Annotated in this window: 17 protein-coding genes; 5 read left to right on the top strand and 12 right to left on the bottom strand. The window is 33.3% G+C overall.

Annotated features, from left to right (window positions below; translation table 11 throughout):
• Window positions 1-28: 28 nt before the first annotated feature.
• The 4 genes from OGZ34_RS18380 (at window position 29) to OGZ34_RS18365 (ending at window position 5013) form a co-directional block, all read left to right on the top strand.
• Complete coding sequence (locus OGZ34_RS18380) at window positions 29-802, top strand: AraC family transcriptional regulator (RefSeq protein WP_263361250.1); 774 nt, start codon at window positions 29-31, stop codon at window positions 800-802.
• 1234 nt (window positions 803-2036) lie between these two features.
• Window positions 2037-3146, top strand: coding sequence for an agmatine deiminase family protein (locus OGZ34_RS18375; protein ID WP_263361249.1), 1110 nt, complete (start codon window positions 2037-2039; stop codon window positions 3144-3146).
• Window positions 3147-3163: 17 nt separating this feature from the next.
• On the top strand, window positions 3164-3799 hold the full coding sequence (locus tag OGZ34_RS18370; protein ID WP_263361248.1) for a hypothetical protein: 636 nt from the start codon (window positions 3164-3166) through the stop codon (window positions 3797-3799).
• Between the two features lie 77 nt (window positions 3800-3876).
• Window positions 3877-5013 carry an agmatine deiminase family protein gene (locus OGZ34_RS18365; protein ID WP_263361247.1) on the top strand — a complete coding sequence of 379 codons (1137 nt, stop codon included), beginning with the start codon at window positions 3877-3879 and terminating at the stop codon, window positions 5011-5013.
• A gap of 103 nt (window positions 5014-5116) precedes the next feature.
• Here the strand turns inward: OGZ34_RS18365 and OGZ34_RS18360 are convergent, their stop codons facing one another.
• The 12 genes from OGZ34_RS18360 to OGZ34_RS18305 all read right to left on the bottom strand — a co-directional run bounded on the left by OGZ34_RS18360 (window position 5117) and on the right by OGZ34_RS18305 (window position 15785).
• Window positions 5117-5905 (bottom strand): SDR family NAD(P)-dependent oxidoreductase, encoded by a 789-nt coding sequence (locus OGZ34_RS18360; protein WP_263361246.1) that lies wholly within the window; start codon window positions 5903-5905, stop codon window positions 5117-5119.
• A gap of 88 nt (window positions 5906-5993) precedes the next feature.
• Window positions 5994-6545, bottom strand: a complete 552-nt coding sequence (locus OGZ34_RS18355) for a Crp/Fnr family transcriptional regulator (protein WP_263361245.1) — start codon at window positions 6543-6545, stop codon at window positions 5994-5996.
• Window positions 6546-6598: 53 nt separating this feature from the next.
• The gene (locus OGZ34_RS18350) at window positions 6599-7972 is read right to left on the bottom strand and encodes an alginate export family protein (RefSeq protein ID WP_263361244.1); all 1374 of its coding nucleotides are present in this window, start codon (window positions 7970-7972) and stop codon (window positions 6599-6601) included.
• Window positions 7973-8124: 152 nt separating this feature from the next.
• Window positions 8125-8718: a short chain dehydrogenase gene (locus OGZ34_RS18345; protein ID WP_263361243.1), complete on the bottom strand. Its 594-nt coding sequence runs from the start codon at window positions 8716-8718 to the stop codon at window positions 8125-8127.
• Window positions 8719-8997: 279 nt separating this feature from the next.
• Window positions 8998-9906, bottom strand: a complete 909-nt coding sequence (locus OGZ34_RS18340; protein ID WP_263361242.1) for an NAD(P)/FAD-dependent oxidoreductase — start codon at window positions 9904-9906, stop codon at window positions 8998-9000.
• Between the two features lie 638 nt (window positions 9907-10544).
• Window positions 10545-10769: a hypothetical protein gene (locus OGZ34_RS18335; protein WP_263361241.1), complete on the bottom strand. Its 225-nt coding sequence runs from the start codon at window positions 10767-10769 to the stop codon at window positions 10545-10547.
• A gap of 92 nt (window positions 10770-10861) precedes the next feature.
• On the bottom strand, window positions 10862-11725 hold the full coding sequence (locus tag OGZ34_RS18330) for a helix-turn-helix domain-containing protein (protein WP_263361240.1): 864 nt from the start codon (window positions 11723-11725) through the stop codon (window positions 10862-10864).
• Between the two features lie 375 nt (window positions 11726-12100).
• Window positions 12101-13204: a Ppx/GppA phosphatase family protein gene (locus tag OGZ34_RS18325; protein WP_263361239.1), complete on the bottom strand. Its 1104-nt coding sequence runs from the start codon at window positions 13202-13204 to the stop codon at window positions 12101-12103.
• Between the two features lie 408 nt (window positions 13205-13612).
• Complete coding sequence (locus OGZ34_RS18320; protein WP_263361238.1) at window positions 13613-14092, bottom strand: PcfJ domain-containing protein; 480 nt, start codon at window positions 14090-14092, stop codon at window positions 13613-13615.
• A 73-nt stretch (window positions 14093-14165) separates the two neighbouring features.
• Entirely contained in the window at window positions 14166-14609 is a 444-nt protein-coding gene (locus OGZ34_RS18315; protein ID WP_263361237.1) for a hypothetical protein, read from the bottom strand.
• Between the two features lie 333 nt (window positions 14610-14942).
• On the bottom strand, window positions 14943-15326 hold the full coding sequence (locus tag OGZ34_RS18310; RefSeq protein WP_263361236.1) for a PcfK-like family protein: 384 nt from the start codon (window positions 15324-15326) through the stop codon (window positions 14943-14945).
• A gap of 27 nt (window positions 15327-15353) precedes the next feature.
• Window positions 15354-15785: a single-stranded DNA-binding protein gene (locus tag OGZ34_RS18305; RefSeq protein ID WP_263361235.1), complete on the bottom strand. Its 432-nt coding sequence runs from the start codon at window positions 15783-15785 to the stop codon at window positions 15354-15356.
• 157 nt (window positions 15786-15942) lie between these two features.
• On the opposite strand from OGZ34_RS18305, the gene OGZ34_RS18300 reads away from it, so the two are divergent.
• The gene (locus OGZ34_RS18300) at window positions 15943-17178 is read left to right on the top strand and encodes an IS110 family RNA-guided transposase (RefSeq protein WP_263361234.1); all 1236 of its coding nucleotides are present in this window, start codon (window positions 15943-15945) and stop codon (window positions 17176-17178) included.
• Window positions 17179-17397: the final 219 nt, after the last annotated feature.

Below are 17397 nucleotides of genomic sequence, written 5' to 3'. Positions count from 1 at the left end.
AGTTTATGATACTCAAAATTATATTGAGTTGAATTATAACAGATCTATTTCGGTAGTTGAATTAGAGAAAGTTTCTTGTTATTCATATCGAAATTTACAACGAGTTTTTTTTGCTGTTTTTAAAGAAACTATTGGAGGATATCAAACTAGACTTAAGGTGGAGAATGGTTACAAACAATTGCTGTATACAAAAAAACAAATATCTGTTATAGCGGTAGATGTAGGTTTTTCAGATATACATTCATTTTCAAAAACCTTTAAAAAATATTTTGGTTTCTCGCCTTTAGCTGCTAAAAAAAAGAAAGAATTGCTATTTAAAGAAATTAATTTAATTCATGATATTGCTTATCAGGGAGAGCCTGAGATTGTATTTATGCCAGCAGTGTTAGTAAACTATATAAGCTGCAGGACAAATTATATTAATCCAGAGATTGAATCACTTTGGTCAACTTTTTTAAATCATAGTTTCGAGGGAGTAATTGTGGAATATTTTGGTGTTATTTCTGACGATATTACCATTACTAAAAAAGGGAAATGTAATTATGATGCATGTGTTCTTCCTCAAAAGTTGAATAAAGAATTGCCCATTAAAGAAATTTTTGGGAGAAACTATGCAAAATTTATTCATTATGGAAGTTTTGATAAAATTGAAGAAACTTATACTCAAATTTATGGAGGATGGATGTTAGGGAATCAATTAGAGTTTTCACATTTGCCAATTATTGAACAATATATAAAACACGATTCAAATTCGGATTCGGAAGTTGATTTTATAACTGCAATTTTAATTCCATTACTATGAAAAAAATGTCCATTTTGGACAACTAATTAAATTTTGTAAAATAATAAATTTGTTGTTTTTAACTTTAAATTAACAGGAGTAGAAATTTAAAATGGAATTGCACATTGCAAAAAAAATTATTGAATTTATGCCGCTAACATTAAAGAGCAGTTTCTCGCAAAACTATATTTTTCCATATATGGCTGGACCAGCTGAAGTTACTTGGCTGCAATGACCGCATCAATATAAATATGGAATGAAGTTTAGAAATGAAAATGAAGCTACTTGGCCGGCAGTGACAGACGCATAACAAGTAGATGAGAAGTTGCATATTATTGCTTATAATAACGAAGAAAAAAATACAATTACAAATTTGCCAGCCAGTTCGGGTATCCCTTAGATAAATGTTGATTTCGAAGTTTTTCAAACTAATGCTCTTTGGGTTAGAGATAGTGGACTAATAGAGGTCAAGAAATTCATCACGTGAATTAGTTATTCAAGATTGGGAATTTAATGGCTCACGGGGCGATTGTAATTTGTAGTAAATGCAAAGTAATTCCGACAAGTATTTCTGCTGCGTCAGAGAGAACTGTCATAAACTTAAAATAGCATTATGATAGTTATAGGACGTTAGTGAGAAATGGACGGTGCGGGAATTTTTTTCAGCAGCCCAGAATGTTATTTTAATACAAACGAATCCAGAAGCATCAACGGGTATTAAAACTTTATAAAATGTTAGAATAATTAAATGTCATTACAATGTAATTTTTAGTCAGTATCTAGGGGGTATAAGGGAAGTTAAGTGCATGATTACGGGGCAATTAATTGTGTATTAGTTTCCAATTATAATACCCCTGATGATACTGTTGCAAATAATATAATTGCAGGATTCTATTCTGGATGAACAGTGGCAGAGATATAGGTTAGAAATTTGTGTTCTACGGAAGGATTGGTTTATTGAGTGACTCGATCACAATAAGCGGCTAACGTTTTGATTATAAGTTGTTTTGACTTAAATGTATACAGGATCAAAATTTATTCAAATTCAGGTATAAATGTAACCTGATTTGATTCAAAAAAAGTTATAAATTTTATTGAAAAAGAGGACGGATCAGGTCAATTGTTAAAAATAATAAACAGCTATAGTTCAGATAATAAAGTAGATGTTTTCGGCTTTCTAACGGGAGTTTATTTTAAAAAAAATTATAGCATTAGAAAATCAAGTTCAAATTCAAACAATTTTAAACAGCTAAATATGAGAAATATTATTTTTTTAATTATTCTTTTTCCTATGGTAACTTTTTGTCAGAAGGAGAAAAAAGATTCCGAATTACCTTCTGGTATTTTATATACAATGCCTGAAGAATCGGAAGCACATGAAGCAACTTGGCTGCAATGGCCTCATGAATTTCAGTATGGCGAAACGTATGCTGAGCGATTAGATGATACTTGGATTGCAATGACTGCGGCTTTGATAAGCAGTGAAAAAGTAAACATAATTGCTTATGATGAAGAAGAAAAAGAAAAAATTCAAGAGATGCTTGTTGAGGCTGAAGTTTCTTTAAAAAATATTCGTTTTTTTATTTATCCTACAGACGATGTCTGGGTTCGTGATAATGGTCCGATTTTCGTTCGTAACAAATCTGGTAAAATTGTCATTCAAGATTGGGGATTTAATGGCTGGGGAAAGAAAGCAGCCTATAAGAACTGCAACATAATTCCATCTAAAATTGCGAAAGATTTAAATATTGAAAGCATTGATTTAAACGCAATAATTATCAATGAAGGAGGAAGTGTTGAAATTGATGGAAACGGAACAATGTTAGCTTGTAAAAGTTCAATTTTAAATAAAAACAGAAATCCGGGAATGACTCAAATTAAAGCGGAAGCTATTTTTAAAAAGTATTTAGGAGTTTCTAATTTTATTTGGCTTGAAGGGAAAGCTGGATTGGAAATAACAGATATGCATATAGATGGTTTTGCTCGTTTTGCGAACTCATCAACAATTGTAACTATGTCAGAGAATGACTTAATTGACTGGCAGGTTCCTGAGGAAGATATCAGTGAACTATTTCAAGCGAAAAATAGATTAGGCAAACCATATAAAATAGTAGAATTACCGCTGACAAAAGAGGATGTCACTACAGAATATGGAAAAAACCTAGAGTATAAAGGTTCTTATGTAAACTATTACATAGCAAACAAGGTCATATTAGTACCTAATTATAATGACCAAAATGATAAAATAGCCAATGCAATTATACAAAAGCTGTATCCGACAAGAGCAGTTGTGGGTATTGACGTAAGAAACTTATATGCTAATGGCGGAATGATTCATTGTGTAACCCAGCAGCAGCCTAAATAAATTTAACTCTTTTTAAAATGAAACTAAAAATTTTAACTTTTACATTATTTATCATTGGAATTTCAAATTCTAATGCTCAAGTTCAATTACAGTCTTTTGGCGGAAATGATGGTTTTCAATTCAGTACAATTATTGAAAAAAAAATTGCAGCCAATGAAAAGTTGAGTTATTTTAATTTTTCAAATTATTATGCACCCTATGATAGTATATCAAAGGGTGCATTTGAAATGTATCATGTTTTAAATTATGAATTTACAAAAAATATTGGAGTCGCAATTGGTAATACCTTTACAAACGATGATATTATTCCTCAAATTGGTCTATCCTGGACAATTGATAAAGAAGAGCTGAATTTAAATTTCTTCCCAGCGTTAAATTATTCTTTAAATTCAAAAAAAATGGGTATCGGAGTTTATTCCCTTCTTGAATATACACCAAAAATTAATGAAAAATGGAACTCCTATAACATGTTAATATTAGATTCTGATTTTACTTTTAAAGAGCACTCAGAAAGCAATCAATACATAAGAATTGGAGCTGAATTTAAAAAGAGATTTCAATTTGGATTGGGATTAAATTTTTCTGAATCTAATATTGAATCTAGTACTGTCTTTAATAGCAGTTATGGAGTCTTTGCGGGATATACCTTGTAATGAATTATATCTCTATGAGATGTGAACTTACTTTATGGTAATCAAGAGTATTAAAATAAACAATTAAAACAAAAAACATGAAAAAAATAATTTTAACTTCCGTTGTTATTTTAACAGTATTAGCATCATGTAATGGTGATGAAGGAGACAATACAAATGAACCTCCAATAAATTCAACTGTGGAATTTACTTTTCCAGATGAAGCTGAACCACATGAAGGTACTTGGCTGCAGTGGCCGCATCACTATGAATATGGTTTAGATTATCGTAATGGTTTAGATGCTACTTGGGTAGCTATGACAAATGCACTGCAATCGAATGAGAAAGTACACATTATTGCATATAATAGTGCTGAGCAATCCAGAATTACGGCATTATTAAATAATGCATCAGTTCCATTAACCAATATCGACTTTAAAATTCATGAAACAAATGATGTTTGGGTAAGAGATAATGGGCCAATTTTTGTGAAAAATTTATCTGGAGTAATTGTTATTGAAGATTGGGGATTTAATGGTTGGGGAGGTAAACACAATTATAAAAAATGTGACCCGATTCCAACTTTTATAGGGGAAAGTTTAGGAAAAACTATTGTGAATGTACCAATGGTAAACGAAGGTGGTTCAGTTGAGCTTGACGGGCATGGAGTATTAATGGCTACAAAGAGTTCAGTTATCAGCCAAAGTCCAGCTAATTCTGTTAGAAACAGTGGAATGACGCAAGCTCAAGTTGAAGCAAATTTTAAAAAATATTACGGAGCGACAAAAGTTATTTGGCTAGAAGGCGGATTTAGTGCTGAAGATATTACGGATATGCACATTGATGGTGTTGCAAAATTTGCTCCAGGAAATAAAATAGTTACAATGAGCAATGCTGATTTATTAACTTGGGGTTTAACTCAAAATGATATAAACATTTTATACGGCGCTTCAAATACGAACAATCAAGTTTACGCAAAAACGTATTTACCATTAACTCAAAATAATGTCGTAACAACAAACGGTAAAAATTTGGGATATAAAGGCTGCTATATAAATTATTATGTTGCCAATGGAAAGGTACTTGTCCCAAATTATAATGATCCTAATGATGTGGTTGCAAATAATTTAATTGCTGCCTTATACCCGGGAAGGACAGTTGTTGGTATTGATGTTAGAAATCTTTATCAAAATGGAGGAATGGTTCATTGTGTGACGCAGCAGCAGCCCCGCTGATTAAAATGGCTTAACAAGCTTTGACAAGCCTCAATACTATGGAGGGACTTTATTTTAAGTCCCTTTTTTTATGAATTGGCTTTTTTAGGAAAAATATTCCACTTTACCCATTTACTCTTTTGTCCATCATGTTTTTAACAATACATATAATTGTTTTTCTGGGTAATAGTCTTGGTAAAAAAGATTGAATGTAGTTCATCAAACCAATAATTTTAGATGATTTATTTCCAAGGAAAGCTCGTATTGCTTCTTTTGCAACTTTTTGGGCAGTATCAAAGCTCATGCCTTTTGTATTTGCTTTAGCAGCTGATTGAAACGATGTAGCCGTATTTCCGGGACAAACAGCCGTAACAGTAATTCCTTTTTTGTAATATTCTCCATAAAGCGCTTCTGAAAATGAAAGGACAAAAGCTTTGCTGGCACAATACACAGCTATATAAGGGCAAGGCTGTAAGGCACCTGTTGAAGCAATATTGATGATACCTCCCTCTTCTTTCTTTAACATATCTGGCAAAAAGAAATGACTCAATTTAACAAGCGCATTAATGTTTAATTCAAGCATTTTTTCATAAGATTCAATTGATTCATCTAAAAAATTTGCCCACATGCCAATACCTGCATTGTTTATTAGAATATCGACAGTCAATTCTAGTTTTCTTATGTCGTTGTATAATTTTAAAGGAGTCTCTTTTAAGGATAAGTCTCCTGGGAGAACCACCACTTTGTTTGCGTATTCATTGCAGATTTTGTCTGCCAATATTTGCAATTTACTTTGTGAACGTGCTGTAATAATAATTATTGCTCCTTGTTTTGCTAGTTCATAAACAAAAGCTTCTCCAATTCCTGATGACGCACCTGTTACAAGTACGACTTTGTTTTTTAATGATTTCATTATTTGTCATTTAGAATTTAAATGCAAAAATGAATAGTAAAATCTTTTTTTTACTTGACTTATGTTAGGAAATGATTTGCTTTCTAATTCAGCTTAAACTTTCTGGTTTTATACCAATAAAAGAGGCTATATATTGCAGTGGAACATTTTGGATTATCTCTGGTTGGTTGGTCAGTAGTTTACGATAACGCTCTTCAGCACAAAGAGTAATAATATCTTTTGTTCGCTGTTCATTATAAAACAATGATTCATCATAAATAACTCTGCCAAATTCTGCCCATTTTGGACTATGTTGGAACAATAAATCAAGGTCATTTTTTGATATTCTCAAAAGATCACAAGTTGTAATGCATTCTAAGTTTTGGTGAGATATTGTTTTTGTAATAAAACTATTGAAAGAGGTTATAAATCCTGAAGGACAATTAATATGTGATGTTATTTGTATACCGTCTTGGTAATAGAAAAGTCTAATAAATCCAGAGTTAATAAAGTATAAATACTTTGCAATTTTATTTTCTTCTTCTAATAAGTTATTCTTTGAATAAGTTACCGGTTCGAATAATTTTTCAACAAGGCTGAGATCAGAGGTATCAATTTCAACTTTTTCCGCAATAAATTCTAATAATTTTTTATATTTCATATAAATGTACGAAGAGTATCAAATGTACAAAAAGAACTTTATCAAACCTTAAATTAAAATTTGAATGTGGATTTAAAAGACAGGTATGTGATATTTTTACCATTTCCGGTTGTCTTAGGATAGCTTGCTGCACTAAAATACGATGTGTCAAAAGAGAATAATAGATTTTTGGTTTGCTGATAATTAGTTTCTAAAACATACAATTCTCCAAATGTTTTTTTGTTTGTGCTAAAAAGCATATTTGGTTTTGGTCTGCTTTCTATCATTGCAGGTGAATAAGTTCCGTCTTGATTGCTGTTTCTTTCCATAAAGTATACTTGTGTTAGAATGTTTAGTTTTCGAACGGGATTTATTTTAATGTAAGGACCGAAACTTATTATGTTTGTTGCTCCTAGTGGAGCTACTAGACCATAAGCAGGTTTAGCATACAATAAATTATAGGTGTTTAATTTGTTGTCACCTCTGTCTTTATCTCCTGAAGCGATGTTAGCTGCAAAACCAATTATTGTTTTTTTGGCAGGTAATACTGTTACATTTATATTTGCTGCTATAGTATAAGCCTCAATAGTTAAATCATTGAATTTACCAGTTTGATAAGCTGCTTCAAATTCAAAGTTTATTGTTTTAAGGCTTGAGAACAAACGTATGCCATAAGTTTGACGATCTTCAAACCCGGACTGATAATTATACCTTCTGGCATTTGATTGGAAATCAACTAGAAAATAATCTACCCCGAATTTAGAATTAGAAAAATATTGTGTTCCATATATTCCATACAGCCCATCATGCATACTTTGGTCATCAAAAATATATTGTTTAGAAACTACTTTAGAAACCGCAAAGAAATCAAATGTCCCATTTTTGAATTTATGTTTTACCACAAGTCCATCAAAAGCCTGTCTTGTGTTTGGTCCTTCTCTTAGCGTAATTAGATGATGATTGCCATAGTAGATTTCTTGGCGCCCTAGTCTAAAATTCCAATTGGTCAATTTTAATTCTGCAAAAGCCTGATGCAGATTTAATTGGTTTTCATCTATCTCCGGGACAATTGGATTTTTATTAAAGAAGCGAAGTGTGCTGTTGAATAAGATAAAAAATCGAAAATGGTTTCCTAGTTCAATATTAGAATGTACCATTAACCGATGCCAAAGTTGATTTATGTTAATATCTGAATAAGTTGATGGGACATCACCAAAGTTTGTATTGTTATAAATTTGAAACTGTTCTCGCAATTCACCACCAAAAGAAATGGAATTGTTTTTTGCTATAGAAATATATTTTAGTTGATTGAATCCTTTTTTTGCACTGTCTTTTTTTACAAACGAAAAGTCATCTTCGCAGCGCGTCAAACTGATTTTATTTTGGCCATGTGTTGAGGAAATCACCATTATGACTAAAATCGTTATTCTAAAAATTAAATTTTTCATAAGTATTGCAGTGCGCAGATGTTATTAAGGGCAGTTTTTTTGATTGAATTTTTGATCTTTTCTCCAGTTTACTATAGTTCGATTGAAACTTATTGATATATCGAGGTCATTACCTTTGAAAAATAATAACCCCGGATACTATCGCTAAAATATTAAGGTTTAATTATATGCCCTGTAACTGCACCGAAAACACTTTTGTGGAACATAAATTCCAGTTGTTTCATTGTTGTTGGAATTTCTCCTGGGAAATAAGGGAAATACTGTGGAGAATTTTCAATAACAGTTGGACTTACCGCGTTAATGCGAATTCCATTTTCGAGTTCAATTGCAGCTGCCCGAACAAATCCTTCCACTGCTCCGTTGGCTGCTGACGCATTAGCAAAGTTAATTTGTGGTTCCTCGGTCAGAGCTCCGGTAATTAAAGTAAATGATCCTTTTGGATTGATATAGTGCTGGCCTATAAGCACCAAATTAATTTGTCCCATCATTTTTCCTTCAACGCCTTTTCTGAATTCCTTATCTGTTAATTTTTTCCAAGGACCGACATAAGTTGGCCCGGCTGTTGAAATAAGTGCATCAAAGGGGCCTACTGCTTTAAAGAAATTTTCTATTGCATCGGGCGAAGTAATATCAACTTGAAAATCTCCTCCTTGAGAAGCTACTCTAATGATTTCATGGTTATTTTCAAATGTACTTGATAAATGTTTTCCCATGGTGCCTGTTGCGCCTACAATTATAATTTTCATTTTTTCATTTTTAATTGATTATTCAACAAAGATATTTCAAGAAATAAGTCACAGAATAGGACAAAAATGAAGTTAAATAGGATTTATTTTAAATTGTATTTGAACAATTCAAAAGTTTTATTTTGTAAAATATTTTAAAGCAAAATCAAGATCCTATACGAAATTAGTAAAACAAGAAAGCTTCGAAACGTAAAGATTTCGGAGCTTATAACATTTTTGCACAGTTTGGATAAACTGAGTTTTATTTTTTTCTTCTCAGAGCAATCATAATTATTTCTATTAAAATTGCTCTAAGATTATTTTCTTACTTACAGTCATACCAGCTAATGTTCCCATTGCCACTGAATTTGCCACTGAACGCAGACGTGTTGTATTATCTCCACAGGCAAAAATTCCATCAATAGTAGTTTCTTGAAAAGGATTTACTTTGATATAGCCTTCCGCATTTAGCTCACATCCCAAAGATTCTGGAATTTTACAATGTTGTTCATATGAGTTGCGACAATACATTGCCTTCACTTGAGCTTTTGTGCCATCTTTGAAAATGATGTTTTGAAGATACCCATCAATATGTTCGAATTCTTTAATTTCTTTTTCTACTATTTTTATATTATGATCAGTTAGTTTTTTAGTTTGATCCCCAGTCAATGTTGATTTGCCGTTGGTGTATAATGCTAAATCATTTGTCCAATTGGAAATAAGCTTTGCTAATTCATTGCCATTTTCACCATTGCCTAGTATGCCGGTTTTTTTATTTCGGACTTCATATCCATGACAATAAGGACAATGTAACATCGATATACCCCAGCAATCTGAAAATCCTTCAATACCTGGTAGTTCATCTTTTATGCCAGTTGCAAAAATTAACTTGTCTGCTCTGAATTTTTCGCCTGATTTTACTTGTATTTCAAAGCCGTTAACTGTTTTGGTTCCATTATTTGCCAAGCCGTCAAAAAAGACTACTGAATCATATTTTTTCACTTGCTGTCTGGCAAGAGCTGTTATTTGAGCCGGTGTTTTTCCATCTTGGGTAAGAAAGTTATGTGAATGCGGTGTTTGTGCGTTACATGGTTTTGCATTGTCAATAATTAAAACTTCTTTAAGGGCTCTGCCTAAGGTCATTGCTGTCGCAAGTCCAGAATAACTGCCTCCAATTATTATTACATCGAATTTTTTAGTGTTTTCCATTTTAATGTTTTTTAAAATTTTTGTTATGGGAAAGGGCAATGTGAGTGCCGCTATCGCAAGTCCGCTTTGCTTAATGAATTTACGTCTGGGCAGTATTTTTTCGGGTTCCGGGACAACTTGGTTTAAATTGCGTTTCTTAATTTGCAGCAGTATATGATTAATGATTTGGATTGTTTTTGCCGATCAGCAGCGCCCTTTATTATAAAAGAAGTGAATTAATATGGGTACTCTAACAAAAGGCACTTTTTGCGGTGTATTGGGCAATGCAGTTCTAAAGCCAAGTTCAGGCTTCAAGACAAAAAATAAAGCAATTTGAGTAAAGAGGTCAAAAAAAAATAATTCGAAATAATTTTGGTTTTACAAGTCATTTCTCCCTTTAAACTAATACAAAAGAAGCAGATAACAGCCCAATAATATAGTGGGTAGCCTTTCCAATTATGAGTCCGTTTGTGATTGTTTAGTATCTCCCTTTTGGTATAATGAAAGAACTTCCCGTTAGGAAAATAAGTAAACCATCGTCCAACAAAAAGAATATCGCAAGGTTTGTGACCAAAAAGGCTTATTATATAAGAAAAGGAGTCTATAGAAACTCTTGCGCCAGTACCAGCAGGAACAGTTTTTTAGATTTTGATTCTAAATTATTTTTTGTCAATTTGGGTTGAAAGTTGGCGCATTATATAATCAACAAACGGAACTCCGAGAAAAACCACCCACGGAACCAATATAAGGGTAAGTAATAAAGTTTTTATGTATAATGGCAATTCGAATGACGATTTACTTAAAAGATAGAGAAATAGTGTAATTGAAGGGTAAATCACAACCCATATCTTTAAGGCTGTAATTAATTTCATTTTTGTTTTCATACTGATCAACTTTTTTGAATGTTTATTTTCTTGTGTAAAAGTAATATCAGAAACAAGCAGTAAGATAGGACAAAAATAGAGTAGGATAGGACTTATTTAAAATTATGTCTGAACACTTCTGGGGAATATTGCGTGTGCTTTTTAAAAAACCGAATAAAATAGGATATATCATCGTAGCCTAAGTAATCTGCTATTTGGTTGATCTGATTAGATGTTGCAAGAAGTTGTCTTTTTGATTCTAGAATAATGTGTTCATTAATAAGTGCCGATGGAGTTTTGTTGAGTAATGTCTTTGTAATTGTATTTAATTGATAGGTGGAAATATTCAACATATCGGCATATTGTGACACTTGCTTTTTTTGGGTAATATTTATCTCCAAGAGGGCTAAAAATTTCTCGAGTTGTTCTTGTGAATATTGGTTATTATCATTAGGTGCGATTTTTTGGTTTTGACGATATCTAATCAATTCAATAAAGAAAACATTCAAATTTGATTTTATAACCTCTTGATAACTTTCTTGTTTATTTCTATTTTCTTTAAGAACATTAGTTAAAATTGCCTCCAGCTTTTTAAATCCACTGCTGTCAAGATTGCAGAAATTCATATGGCTTACCTTGCGTAAAAGTTCTTGCGATAATTTGTTTTGTGAATAAATATAATGCATTTTAAATTGAAGCAAAAAACCTGTGCTTTGCGTTTTCAAATGAAGTTGATGTACTTGTCCGGGACGCATTAAGAATATAGAATTATTACAAACTTCGTAGGATGTGAAATCTATTTGGTGAGAACCGCTTCCTTTTTCAATAACTAAAATATAGTAAAAGTCATGTCTATGAAGTTCTTGAATCATGTCTTTTCCATCTAAGAGCTCATGAATTTCTCTGATACTAAAGCTGCCCGATAGGTTTGGTTCTTTCTGGATTTCTTGAATATGTCTTACTGGAATATTTTCCATTTATAATTTTTTCTTAACTTTTAGAACTATAGTAATTCAAGCATGATTGTAGATATATCATATACAAAGAAACGAAACCATTTTTAATTATCAAGAATCTCTTTTAACTGGATTTTGTTTTTATCAAGCAGTACAGGAAATTTTTCCTGCACTGCTGGAATTGACATTCATTTAGCGTTTTCTTCAAACAGCTTCTCTATTTTAAGACTCCAAGCGGAGAGCTTTATGGGGGATATATGCTCTCTTTTGGGCGTAAAACAGCCTGTTTAAGCGGTTCTGGCATAAGTTGAAAAAACATCTGCAAGCGCTTGGGGAATGTTTTCTTTCTGATATTTTATATTGCTGACAAGAAATGTTTTTCTTTTCAACAACGCTTTAATAGACCTGTATCGATCCTTTAGAACGCTCCATGATGAAGCTTATCAGCCATGCGATTTCTCCTTGCTTGGCAAAAAATATTTTTTTGTTTTTTATATTTGGAATCTCTTCTAATGCTGTAAGCAATATGCTGTTTGAAGCAATAAGATTTTTTTGGGAATAGGTATCTAGAACTTCTTTTACATGAGGATTTGTGAGAGATATTTTTACAATTTTTTCAAAATTATTCTCGATAATAAATTTTAATAATACGATATCTTCATATCGTATTTCAGTAAAATTATTGGCAGCAGATTTTTCATTAAACAGGGTGTAAAATGCCCAGAGAGCTCCGCCTGATAAATAAATGTTTTCTTTTTTTATTGATTCAGGCCGATTAGAGTAGATTGTATCAAATTCCTCTCTTAGTGTGGGCAGATAATCAAAAGATGCTTGATTATAATCTAATGAAGGTTTTTGCTTATTTCTCTTAATTATTTTTTCTGTAAGGGTAATGGTTCCAATATCAACAGTTATTGGATAAAATATATTGGCACCATTTACGGCATTAATATATCCGCCTTTTGTGTTTCTCTCACCAATGTCTAATACCAAAGAATTTAAATAATTCTTAGGCGGAATACATCCTTTGGAAAGCAGTTTTGCTTCTAAAGATGATGTTATAATATCCAAATCCTTATTGGTCAATGTTTTTACTTTTTTAGCCAAATCACCAATATTATGTGCCATTGCAGTTCTTGATGAAGCCGCTATATAAATATTTTGATTTTCTATTTTATACTCAGTGAGCATTTTTTTATAATTTTTCAAAGTAATGCTGCCTGCCGTGTCAATGTCCTGTTGGGCTAAATTTCCGTTAATTGGCATTCCTGAAGCTGTTTCGACATTTTCAGTCCAAAAGTTTTGTATCTCAAATGTTCCGCTTTTAGTATTTTGAACATTAATTACATACATTTTTACTCCTTTATCTCCAATTTCAATTCCGCCATAAATTGATTGAGCTTGAGTCCCAGTGATAAATAAAAGCAATAAATAAGATATAAAATTAGAAGCTATTTTTTTCATTTTTAATACTGATAAATTCATTATTAATTTTAACAAGACAAATATAATTTTGACAATATCAAGAAACTGTAGAACATAAGATTGAGTATGCATAGAAATGATTCTACACTGATTTAATCTTATGTTCTACAATTTTTTATCTGTTAGTTTTTATAAGTTTTAGGAATGAAAAAAAAAAATTTTTTCGGCTGCGTACCTTTGGAATGGTCACAGTGAGAAAATACCGGTCTTAAAAGGATTGAGCTGGGAATTTGCTCGCTAATGAGTTTGATACACTCAATGATTCTTTTGAAGTTTATTGCGCTAACTTGGCTCATTTGGAAGACAGAACGTGTTTCGCCGGCCGGCAAAACACGTTCGGTGAGATTGAAAAACTTATGCGAGAAGCGGCTGCAAGTGATACTGAATAATACAAACGGATCTGCGCCGATAAAATTTTTGGCTTTAAGTAACAAGGGGGCTGTCGGACTTTCTTTTTTCTATGCGTGCTTTTATCTGATAGAGGTTTTTGCGCAGCAGGTTCAGGATCTTCTTATGATCTTTGGAGTATTTGTTTCGAGGGCCTCTGCACTGGATGATTTCTAGAGTTTGGAGCGATACTTCTATTGTCTCAACAGGGTGATTATCGATTGCAGCCGAGAGAATGAGTGAGTTTTTTTTCGTGTAATATTCATTGGTAAAAATGCAGTGATGCAGGGCGTCTCCTTGATCCATAAAATCCTTTACGGTTTCAATTACAGATATGCTGAGGTTTTCTTTGGAGAAACACAGTCCGAAAAAAGGTTTCTTTTGCTCGGCATAAATTTGCTGTGTTTCGCGTATCTCTTGGCGTATTTCCAGCAGATGTTTTTTTCTCTGCACTTTTCTTTTTTTTGCAACGAGCCTGTCATGTGCTTCATTGAGGTTTTCAGGACGGGCTAGCATCTCAGCGTTGAGATCTTTTTTAAAGAATCGGAGCAGGTCGATATAATCCTCCCATATTTTATAGTCTTCAATTTTATAGTGGTATTTCAGAGTGGTATTTCAGAGTGGTTTTTACTGCCTGCCAGTTCTGTTTTATGTTTTGTCCTGGTGAGGTCAGATAATAGCTCAGCAGTGAAGTTCGGGAAGCTTTGAGAATGGTTTCTGCAATGGAATCTTTCAAAAGCGCAGTGAAGAGCATCTGTGGAGCGATACCATAAAAAGCGGTTTTAAAGCCATTGCGTTTTAAAAGGGGCAGGATTTTCATTATGGGATAAACTTTGTAAGGGTTAATGTGGTATTTTGGGGAGTTCTGAAAATCCTTAGGGCGAATTTCAAGTCGGGAATAATATTTCCAAGCGTCGTAGAGATTTGAAAAAACGTTTGTGCTCAGTGAGAGTGTTCGCACTTCGCCTTTTGGATTTATCCAATGCTGCATGACTTCTTTGTGAGAGTAAGCGGGGGTGAAATTCTTTTTCATGTGTTTGTGTGAGCAGATAATGCGTACGACCTGATAACCTGCACATACCTCTAAAACGGAAGAGTATTCGATTTCTCTGAAATGCACTTGGTTACAGCCCTACGTTTTTAGTTTTCCCCCGCAGGCAGTACATTTTATATATTTTGCGCAAGACTCATTCTGCAGTTGAGGTTTCCAAGAGTGGGTGCATTCCAGACAGTGGAATTTTCCACGAGAGAGCACTCCCCATATTAAGGAAAATGTTTTTTTCTGCCCAAATGTTCATCTGCTCTGTAATGGGAGTAAGAGAAACACTTAGTGTTGTGAGCTGTTTTTCTATATTGGTTTTAGGTATCATAGGTCAAAGAGTGTTAGGGTCTGCTGAACAGGATTGGAAGTCTTTGGAAATTGAACTTTTGTTGGATTGACATTTTGAGCCATCGGGGAAGCCGGGGTGAATAAGTCAGCCTGTGCAGACTGACTCACCACCACTTTACAGCTTAGGGGAGCAGGAGTTCCGATACTATCATCGGTATAGTATTTAAAAGCCATATCGAAGATTTCCTGATTCTCAAAGGGGCAGAGTCCTGTTTTTTTGACCTCGTCAAAAATGTAGTTGAAACAGCTTTCAAGGTTTTTGGATGTTTTTGTGAAGTTCTGCGCAAAGACGGTGTTACTCTGCGCAGTATCATTAAGGTATTTTTCTATAGCGGTTTTAAATTTTTTTGAAGCTTTCATAAGAGATGATTTAAGATTAAAAATTGCTCACTCAAAATTGCTTCTGTAGAGATCAAAGCAATATTCTTCAGAGCAGAGCCAGCATAAAAAAGTATAATGGGGCAGACGGTGGCGGTTCTTTACAGGCTCGCCTAAGGAATCTTCAAGTTCTTCGCGGATATTTTCCAAATCATCAAGATGTTTGATGTAGAATTTTTTGCAGTCTGTATGGTAGATAAATTCGGAAATCATACCGCTGATACATCCTGCATTTTGCAAATCTTCTATAAAGGATTTTAGTTTTTCTTTTTTGGCGGAAAGCCAGTAGGAGCACTTGATGTAGGTGGCAATTTTTTTCAGCTCGGTGCCGTCTTTTGGTTTGTAGCTGTCGTTGACTGCTATGGAGAAGTTTACGACCTCACGGTTTTGTTTTACTTTAAAAACGGAGGCATCTTTTACAATTCGTCCTGTGATTTCCATGATGTTTTTGATTTTTTTAGTTGCTACTTTTTTAGTTTTCTTTCCCCATGTTTTACAAATGAATTTTTTCAAAAGAAATTGTCATGATATAAAAAAAAACGCAAGCGCAAACAGCCATGAAAATGGGGTACCGTAACTTTATGGTAAATTTTATATCATGGAATCACAAATCTCATTTCCTCAGGTTGTTGAGCGAGGCGCAGGCATGGATATGCATCGTGATACTGTGGTTGTGACTGTAATGGGTACAGGTATCATAACCGAGACAAAAACTTTTACTACTTATACCAATGATCTACGAAGTTTATCCAGCTGGCTTAAATCCTTTGCGATCACTCATTTATCAATAGAAAGTACAGGTGTTTACTGGAAGCCTGTTTTTAATATTCTTAGTGATGAATTTGAAATACTTCTTGTAAATGCAAGGCATGTTAAGAATATTCCGGGACATAAAACCGATAAAAAGGACAGTCGATGGCTGGCTAAACTGCTTTTGAGCGGTTTATTGAAAGCAAGCTTTGTTCCACCAAATACAATAAGAGACTTAAGAGACCTGACTCGTTATCGAAAAAAACTCGTACAGAATGCAACAGCAGAACGAAACCGATTTGAAAGAGTTCTTCAGGATGCTAATTTTAAACTCAGCAATGTTATTACTGACTTATTTGGTAAAACAGGAACTTTAATCATAACAGCTTTACTACAGGGCAATAATAATTTTGAAGAACTACTTACCTTGTGTCATGGATCTATCAAAAAGAAAAAAGATATTCTCAAAGAAGCTTTAGAAGGCAAGCTCACTGATCACCATAAATTTATGCTTGAGACTATTCGACTCAGTATTGAAAACATAAATTATAGGATCGCTAAGATAGACAGAGAAACAGCTTTACTGTGCAATCAATATTCAACAGAGATTGATCTTTTAAAAACAATTCCAGGAGTTAATTCTATAAGTGCCGCTTCTATGATTGCTGAGATAGGTGTTGATATGGACAAATTCCCAACAGTTCATCATCTGGCATCTTGGGCAGGAGTCTGCCCTGGTAATAATGAAAGTGCTGGAAAAATGCGCTCGAGCAGAATTACAAGTGGCAATCAGCATTTGAAACCAATGTTAATAGAATGTGCATGGTCAGCGACACGTGTAAAAGATTGTTATCTGCGTAAAAAACACGAAAGTCTTCTTGTTAGACGCGGCAAAAAAAGAGCTCTAGTTGCTGTTGGTCATAAAATGCTGACTGCTGCCTATTTCATGATAAAATATAAAGTTCCTTATTTGGAATTAGGCTATGATTACATTGATTTCAGAAGAAGACAAAATCAAGTTCAGTCCTATATTGACAAACTAAAAAATTTGGGCATTGAGGTTGAAACAACCCAAGCCCTCTGAGGTCGTCTTTTACTGCCGACACAAATGTGATCGCGCAAAAGAAATTGACCCTAAACGCTAAGAACAAACAGTTGTAGCCAAGAGCACGCAGAAGAAAATATTACCCTCTAGCGTTTTATTTATGTCAATGAACTTATCAATTAAAAATTATTTTCAGAAGAAAACGGGAAAAAAGAAAGCACAAATCAAGTGTCCGGATAAGGAGCCGGAGTGCTATAA

This window comes from Flavobacterium collinsii (assembly GCF_946903285.1).
Taxonomy (GTDB): Bacteria; Bacteroidota; Bacteroidia; order Flavobacteriales; family Flavobacteriaceae; genus Flavobacterium; species Flavobacterium collinsii.
The sequence above is the reverse complement of the archived record's forward strand: the minus strand, read 5'-3'. Positions and strand labels throughout refer to the sequence as shown.

Excerpts from the sequence above, each read along its gene's own strand:
- OGZ34_RS18375 (WP_263361249.1), top strand. The coding sequence starts at position 2,037 with ATGAGAAATATTATTTTTTTAATTATTCTTTTTCCTATGGTAACTTTT.
- OGZ34_RS18370 (WP_263361248.1), top strand. The coding sequence starts at position 3,164 with ATGAAACTAAAAATTTTAACTTTTACATTATTTATCATTGGAATTTCA.
- OGZ34_RS18365 (WP_263361247.1), top strand. The coding sequence starts at position 3,877 with ATGAAAAAAATAATTTTAACTTCCGTTGTTATTTTAACAGTATTAGCA.
- OGZ34_RS18360 (WP_263361246.1), bottom strand. The coding sequence starts at position 5,905 with ATGAAATCATTAAAAAACAAAGTCGTACTTGTAACAGGTGCGTCATCA.
- OGZ34_RS18355 (WP_263361245.1), bottom strand. The coding sequence starts at position 6,545 with ATGAAATATAAAAAATTATTAGAATTTATTGCGGAAAAAGTTGAAATT.
- OGZ34_RS18350 (WP_263361244.1), bottom strand. The coding sequence starts at position 7,972 with ATGAAAAATTTAATTTTTAGAATAACGATTTTAGTCATAATGGTGATT.
- OGZ34_RS18345 (WP_263361243.1), bottom strand. The coding sequence starts at position 8,718 with ATGAAAATTATAATTGTAGGCGCAACAGGCACCATGGGAAAACATTTA.
- OGZ34_RS18340 (WP_263361242.1), bottom strand. The coding sequence starts at position 9,906 with ATGGAAAACACTAAAAAATTCGATGTAATAATAATTGGAGGCAGTTAT.
- OGZ34_RS18335 (WP_263361241.1), bottom strand. The coding sequence starts at position 10,769 with ATGAAAACAAAAATGAAATTAATTACAGCCTTAAAGATATGGGTTGTG.
- OGZ34_RS18330 (WP_263361240.1), bottom strand. The coding sequence starts at position 11,725 with ATGGAAAATATTCCAGTAAGACATATTCAAGAAATCCAGAAAGAACCA.
- OGZ34_RS18320 (WP_263361238.1), bottom strand. The coding sequence starts at position 14,092 with ATGCTAGCCCGTCCTGAAAACCTCAATGAAGCACATGACAGGCTCGTT.
- OGZ34_RS18315 (WP_263361237.1), bottom strand. The coding sequence starts at position 14,609 with ATGAAAAAGAATTTCACCCCCGCTTACTCTCACAAAGAAGTCATGCAG.
- OGZ34_RS18310 (WP_263361236.1), bottom strand. The coding sequence starts at position 15,326 with ATGAAAGCTTCAAAAAAATTTAAAACCGCTATAGAAAAATACCTTAAT.
- OGZ34_RS18305 (WP_263361235.1), bottom strand. The coding sequence starts at position 15,785 with ATGGAAATCACAGGACGAATTGTAAAAGATGCCTCCGTTTTTAAAGTA.
- OGZ34_RS18300 (WP_263361234.1), top strand. The coding sequence starts at position 15,943 with ATGGAATCACAAATCTCATTTCCTCAGGTTGTTGAGCGAGGCGCAGGC.